The sequence below is a fragment of the Paracoccus sp. NIOT.M2S5SZ12 genome, from assembly GCF_057748165.1.
In genome coordinates, this window is sequence record NZ_JBYLFR010000041.1 from 1 (window position 1) to 6,481 (window position 6,481).

The window sequence follows — 6,481 nt, forward strand, 5'->3', positions numbered from 1 at the left end:
CGCCAGCCTACATGCGCACCGGCAGGGATGCGCACGGGCGGGTCGATCTGCACCCGCGCCCGGCCGCCCGGATGCTCGATCGTGCGGATGTCGTGGTAGGCCGGGATCAGGTCGGGACCGATGAAGGCGGAGGCCACGCGGATCGGGCCGGGGCCGCCGGTCTCCACGTCGATGCTATGCGCGAAGGTCTCGCGGGTCGGATCGACCGGGGTGCGTCGGAACCAAGTGTTTATGTTCGTCGTGGTCAGGGTGCCGATGGGCAGCGTCGATCCCTGGGCGACGGGGAACTCGGTGGCGACGTGGATGGCCGTCGTGCGCGCCGATGCTTCCGCGGCAATGGCAGCCGTCAGGCTGGCCCGATCCACCTCCGAGGGGACCAGCCGCCAGCGGCCCGCGACCTTGACCGCGCGATAGAGCGGGCCCGGCGCCAGCCCGCCGATCGGCAGCAGCCCGTCGCGATAGTCGCGAAGCTGCACCGCGCCCTGGCCGTCGATGTTGATGGTCGGGCCGGTCGTGGTGTTGACCGAGGGGACCGTGAACAGGATCTCGCGGATGTTCGCGGCCGCGATGCCGATGGCGGTCAGCGTGGTCGGCACGGCGCCGATGATCGCGTCCCCGGTGCCGCCGATCCCCTCCAGCATGACGGACCCCATCTGCGCGTCTCCCGTGATGCGGTCGGTGCGGGCCGCCGCCAGGTCTGGCTGCGACACGTCGCCGATCACGCGCAGCACGCTGCCGCGGCGGCGCAGGGTGTAGGACCGGCCCACGACGAAGCCGAAGGCGGGCCAGGCGCCGCCATCGGCATTGCGGATGCTGAAGGTGGTCCCGGCGATGGTGCCCGTCGGGTTGGCGGCCGTGTTCGGCAGCGCGGGGATATATTCGACCGTCGCGTCGCTGTTCAGGCTGGTGATGCCGGCCGTGATGATCGAGGGCGCCAGCTGCGCGGTCCAGGCATCGCCCGTGCCGCCGATCGAGGCCAGTGGGATCAGCGCGCCGCTGCGGATCGCCTCCAGCAGTTCGGCCACGATCATCGAGGTGGTGCTGCTGAGCGCCCTCCAGTTTGCACCGGACCGGCGGAACAGTGCGCTGACGCCCGGACGCAGGAAGTTGGCTGGCAGAGCCTGGCCGCCCTCGGTCTGCATTGCCCGGGCCGTGTCCCCGGTGACCTGCAGCGTCGCCGGGCCGATATTGGCCGCCGCGGGCGTCACCTCGACGATGGTCGCGGCATCGACCGTGACGCCCAAGGCCAGGGCCGCATCGGCGAAGCTGGCGGTGATCGCGTTGGCCGTGCCGCCGATACCGGTCAGGCTGAACACGCCGGCATTGCGCAGCGCATTGCGCAGGTCCGTCAGCTGGAACAGCCGCTCCCACCACTGGCCCGTTGCATCCTGCTGATGGATCGAGGTCGCAGGGCTGGGGGCCGCGTCGAGAGCCTGCCAGATCGCAAAGTTGCTGCTCGACCGAAAGATCACGGTGGTCGTGCCCCCGGGAAAGGTCGTTCCGCTGAAGCTGCTGTTTGCCGTGCTGGCGATGCGCCGGGTGCGCAGGTCGGCCTCCAAGGCCGCGAGCTGCGCGGCCTCGATCGCGCCCGAGGGAAGGTCCCCGATCCGCGACCAGCTGCCGCTGCCATTGCCGCCCGACTTCTTGTAGACCCCGTTGAAGGCTGCGGTCCCATCCGCGCGCACATAGCCGATGGCGCCCGCAGGCCAGCCCAGATCGGCAAACAGCTGCGCGCGCGTGGAGTAGCTCGGCCCCATCAGCGCCGCGATCAGAGCGACCAGGCGGTCGATCGGGATGCGCCGGGTGTTACCCCCCGCATTGCCAAGCAGATCATCAATGATCGTGGCGACGGGAAGGTTGGTAGTTTGAATGTCGTCCATGGGCTCCTCAGTCGATGCTGATGGTGATGCGGGCGCTGACAGGACCCGGGACGCCATTGGCGTTCTGTGGCTCCAGCCAGAAATGATGGATGCCTTGTTCGAGGCAGGCGTCGGTTTCGAGGTAGAGAAGGGCGTCATCCAGGACGCCTTCGAAGTCGGCCGACGCCCGGAAGGAGAGACGGTCATTTCCTGACACGGCCTGGAGCCGGTCGGACCAACGGCCGTTGGCGGCGATTGCCTGCCCCAATCTGTCACTGCCGCCCAGAAGGGCGGGCGTGACGCTGCCTGCAGTCATTCCCGATATCGAGACAGCTATGCGGTAGGAGCGGCCCGTCGTGAGCGTTCGGGCCTGCGACAGGTCTCCGGCCGCGCCGGCGGTGTGGCTGGCCTGACCGCCAGTGATCGTCCAGCCGGCCCCGGCATTCCAATCGCCTGGCGACGCGAAGCCGGGGGACGCCAGCAGATTTGGGCGCGCGGTATCACCTACCGCGACCTGGTAGGTTCTCGACCTGGTGACCGAGACACGGTCGATCGCGTCTGTTGCGCGGTTAAGAGGGAAGGTGCGCGACCGATAGATCTGCACGAAGGCCACATTGCCATCGGCCGGGGTTGCAAAGGACACACGAGCTCCGCCTGGCACGGCGTCGACCGAGATGCTGTCCGCCGGCAAAGCAACGGGAATGGGCCCATCGCCGGATCCGACCGTGATGGTCAGCAGGGGACCCCAGGCACTTTCGACCTCGGATGATGAAAGGGCACGGGCCTGCATGTCCACCATGGTGCCGTCCGGATAGCTCAGAGTGCCGCCGCCTGTGGCGACCGAAAGGATCCGGCTCGACCAGGCGCCGCCCGCGGACCGATGCCGGATTTCAAAGCGTGTGGTCTGGACCGGGCCACGGCCGGGCTGCAACAGATAGTCGATGCGGTTTGCCGTGCCCGTCTGCGCGACCCCACTGGTGACGCTGGCAAAGCGAGGGACCGGCGGCTGCGTGGCGGCCGGGCCAAGCTCTGCTCCTACACGACCGGACCACGCAGGGACGGTGTCAGCCTGCAGCAGGGTGTCGATCTGGGGCGCCGCGTCGACCAGACGCAGCATCGATGACATCTCATCACCTGCCTCGACCCCGATGACGATCATCGGACGGCTTTCCTGGGAGGCGCGGCCGAACATGACCATCGAACCGGCAGAGGGGACAGGACCGGAGCCCGAGAGTGTCAGGATATCCGTGAGGCCGGGCGTCGCAGACGCGATCCTGACATGGCTGGTTCCGATCGTGTCGCCGCCCGTGAACGTCCGGAACCGCAGACCGTATGTCTGGCCGGCAACGATGCTGACAGCCTCGTCGATCCTGATCATGTCACCGGCGACATCGATGACCCGCGCAGCCGTCTGCACGCTGTCCAGGACATCATGCGAGAGCATCACGAGGTCGCCCCGCGTCGCGACCCGCGCGGCTCCGTCCTGCATCACCTGGAAGGTGTCGGGGCGATGGATGGCCTCGTACATCCTGCGCCGCGCCGCGCGCCAGACATCCCGAAACCGCGTGAGCCCGGGGGTATCCATGGCTTCGGTCAGGGTGATTTCGCCCGTATGGCCCGGCCACCGGACCAGAGCTTCAGCTTCCCGGTAGTCGTTGCTGGCATCCCGGAACTTGACGCGGACCGCGTGGGGCGGCTGGAAATAAGCCCGAGTCGCGCGGAAATCCCAGCTGTTGCGCGGACTGATATGATCGACGACGAGCGACTGCGGTCGATCGATCACGACCCCCCAACGAAGGCCGTCATGACGCGGCGATGCCCGACCGGCAGCTGCGATCTGAGAAAGGGCGTCGCGGAGGCTACCCTCGCCTTCCTCAAGCACGCGATCAAAGCGGAGATCGTTCACGCGGCAGAAATCGTGCCATTCGGCCAGTCCCGTCAGGTCGATGCCGCCATCCGGAACAGGCCTGGGATTGGCCGCGCTCTGGAGAACATGGCGGAAGAGGCTGGCCGGATTTGCGGTCTGCCGCTCGATCCATGTGCCCGTGACATGGTCGTAGTCCCTGCAGATCCGCCTCACCATGGCGCTGAAATTGTCCAGGGCGCCTGACAGCTGGTCGGTTGCTTTCAGCCGCAGGGCAACCAGCCCAAGGGGGCTGCCAAAGTTCAGCGGATACTCAGGACGCAGGGTCTGCAGAGCTGCCCAGATCGTGTTTCGCACCACGTTGTCGCCGACATCGGTGTCGGACAGCATGGTCAGGCGGATCTGCCAGCGTGCGCGGGAAGAGAATTCCCAGCTGTGCTGTCGCCAGAAAGCGTCCTTCGTCCTGGCGCTGACTTCGAGATCCTCGACCAGCTGCCAGTTTTCCTGATCCTCGCGTCGCTGCTCGACCCGAATGGTGACGGTCTCGCGCCGGGTGTTGCCCCGATCACTGACCCAGTGCAGGCCCGCCGGCCAGTATAGGATGATCGAGACCGCTTTTGCGTCGGCCCCGGTCGTGCGAATAACCGGGGTCGCCACGGCCGGACCGTCGATGATGTTGCCGCTGTCGTCACGGGGCTTCGGTCGCACCAGCTGGGCCCCCACGTTCTCCTCGATGACCTGGCGCGGATACAGGCTGACCGGCGCATCGCCCGGCCGGCCTTCGCGGGTCTCGATCTCGACCTCGTCGTATTCGGCGATCGAGGTGTCGCCGATCCGGAAGTCTGACAGCGCGACCGGGCCGTAGCCGAAATTGAACAGCGCGCGGACGAACTGCCAATCCCCGACGATCTCGGTGTAGCTCGTCGCGCCGAAGGGCGGAGCATACCGGGTCGCGCCCATGACGATCGGGACGGCGCCATCGGGATCCAGCCGGTTACGCAGGCCGGAAATCTGGAAGCGGTCCTGCCGCTCCTCGGGCGTCGGCGGCGGCACGATCGCGTTGATGAGCAGGTTCCCGACCAGCGTCGCGCCCGCCGTGATCAGCGATCCGGCGGCTGCCACGCTGAAGCCGGTGACCGCGGCAAGCCCCGGTGCGAATACCGTCGCCAACGCCACGGCCGCGACGGCGACGACGATCGACAGGACGGTGCGCAGGGCGTTCTTTCCGGCGATCAGGCGGATGACGACCTGAACCCCGGGCCGTGGCCGGACGCGGTGCCACCAGACAGGGTCGATGGCCTCGAGACCCTGCTCCGTGACCAGCGTCACGCGAAGACGCGCGCGATCCTGGTGCGGGAGGGCTGGCAGCTGCAGGTCAATGATCTGGGTGATCGTCAGCCCGACCGGGACACGCGCCTCGATCCTGGGCTCGGGCGCCATGTGGGGGGCGATCAGGACCGGCAGATGATCGCGGGCGGTCATCGCGTGGCCTCGCTGATCAACTGCACGTGGCGCCAATGGCCTTGCAGGCGCTGCCCCCAAGCCCCGGTCTGATAAGGCTCGACTTTCGCGCAGTCGTCGCCCTGCATGTGGATCATCAGGCCATGGCGGATGACGATGCCGATATGGCTAGACATCCGGCCACGCCGGAAGACTGCGATGTCGAAAGCCAGGGCGCTCCCGGAAACAGGCACCCATAGCGGTGATGTCTGCTCCCCGGCGATCAAGGCCGCGATCTCACCGTGCTCATCGACCGAGGTGTAGCTGCCCAGGTAGCCGCGTTGAACACGTAGTCCGACCCGATAGCGCCATCCTCGGGGCCGAAGGCAATGGCGATGGTCTTCTCGCTGCCGTTCTTTGCCACGGCCTCGGCATGCAGAAATTCGCGATCGGCAAGCGGGCGAACATTGTCCAGTTGCAGCGTCACGTTGCCTGGCACGTTCAGCGACTTGCTCTGCCGCAGCACCTCAATCATGCGGTCAAGGTAGGCCCGTGGGCTCGAGGATTGCGGCTGCGCCGATGCGCCATCAGCATCCTCCTCCATGCTCATCGCAGCCTGGATCGTAGCTTCGACGGTGAAGGGGCCGCAAACGCGGGTGATCTTGTCGTTCACCTCGGGGCGATCGACCAGCACCTCCATTTTGGGGTCTTCTTCGTTAGCGATCGACTTGAGCGTGATGCGCGGGACTAGACCTCCGACTTCCTCGCCCTTCTTGTTGCGCTTGCGCTCGTAAACGAAGCTGCCAGCCGGCCCTTTCGATGGCTCTTTCAACCTGTACCAAGGGAACGTGGTCGTGAGCAGGCGCTGCCGAGCAAGCGCCACCGGCACGCGAGAAGTGTCGATGGTGATCCAGCGGCGGCCCCACTGCTCGGCCACGACTGCTGTGGTCCCAGAACCGCAAGTGATATCCAGCACCAACTCACCGGGATCGCTGGTCATCTGCATGCAGCGTTCGATCACCTTGAAGCCCGTCTGCACGACGTAGATCTTGTCGTCGGTGAAGTTGCCGGTAATCGTGTCGGTCCAGATGTTTCCGATCTGCTGGAATGGAAAGTCATCGGCGAAGCGGCGATAGCGGATGCTGTTCTTGGCGACGTGAATTCGACCGGCTTCTGCCAAACGGTTCATTCCGTCTGGATAACTCGCCTTCCAGTGTGAGTTGCCTCCTGGCAGGCGTTGTTGCAGAACTCTCCCCGTGAAGGATTCACTTGGTGAATCCATGCGGTTAGATGGGCAGCATGAGCAAGCCCAAGCCCG

Annotated in this window: 4 protein-coding genes; all 4 read right to left on the bottom strand. The window is 66.3% G+C overall.

Annotation, left to right across the window (positions count from 1 at the left end; genetic code table 11):
* Positions 1 to 1,880: hypothetical protein (locus tag AC2SGK_RS17880; protein WP_488324752.1), on the bottom strand; the 1,880-nt coding region annotated here is incomplete at its 3' end.
* 7 nt (positions 1,881 to 1,887) lie between these two features.
* Entirely contained in the window at positions 1,888 to 5,205 is a 3,318-nt protein-coding gene (locus AC2SGK_RS17885) for a TipJ family phage tail tip protein (protein ID WP_488324753.1), read from the bottom strand.
* Positions 5,202 to 5,450 carry a C40 family peptidase gene (locus AC2SGK_RS17890; protein ID WP_488324754.1) on the bottom strand — a complete coding sequence of 83 codons (249 nt, stop codon included), beginning with the start codon at positions 5,448 to 5,450 and terminating at the stop codon, positions 5,202 to 5,204. The genes AC2SGK_RS17885 and AC2SGK_RS17890 overlap by 4 nt, the downstream gene beginning before the upstream one ends.
* A complete protein-coding gene (locus AC2SGK_RS17895) occupies positions 5,447 to 6,352 on the bottom strand; it encodes a DNA methyltransferase (RefSeq protein ID WP_488324755.1) in 906 nt (301 codons plus the stop codon). The genes AC2SGK_RS17890 and AC2SGK_RS17895 overlap by 4 nt, the downstream gene beginning before the upstream one ends.
* Between the last annotated feature and the right edge of the window lie 129 nt (positions 6,353 to 6,481).

What these genes read in the sequence shown, in the direction of transcription:
- AC2SGK_RS17885 (WP_488324753.1), bottom strand. Translation starts at nt 5,205, where the DNA reads ATGACCGCCCGCGATCATCTGCCGGTCCTGATCGCCCCCCACATGGCG.
- AC2SGK_RS17895 (WP_488324755.1), bottom strand. Translation starts at nt 6,352, where the DNA reads ATGAACCGTTTGGCAGAAGCCGGTCGAATTCACGTCGCCAAGAACAGC.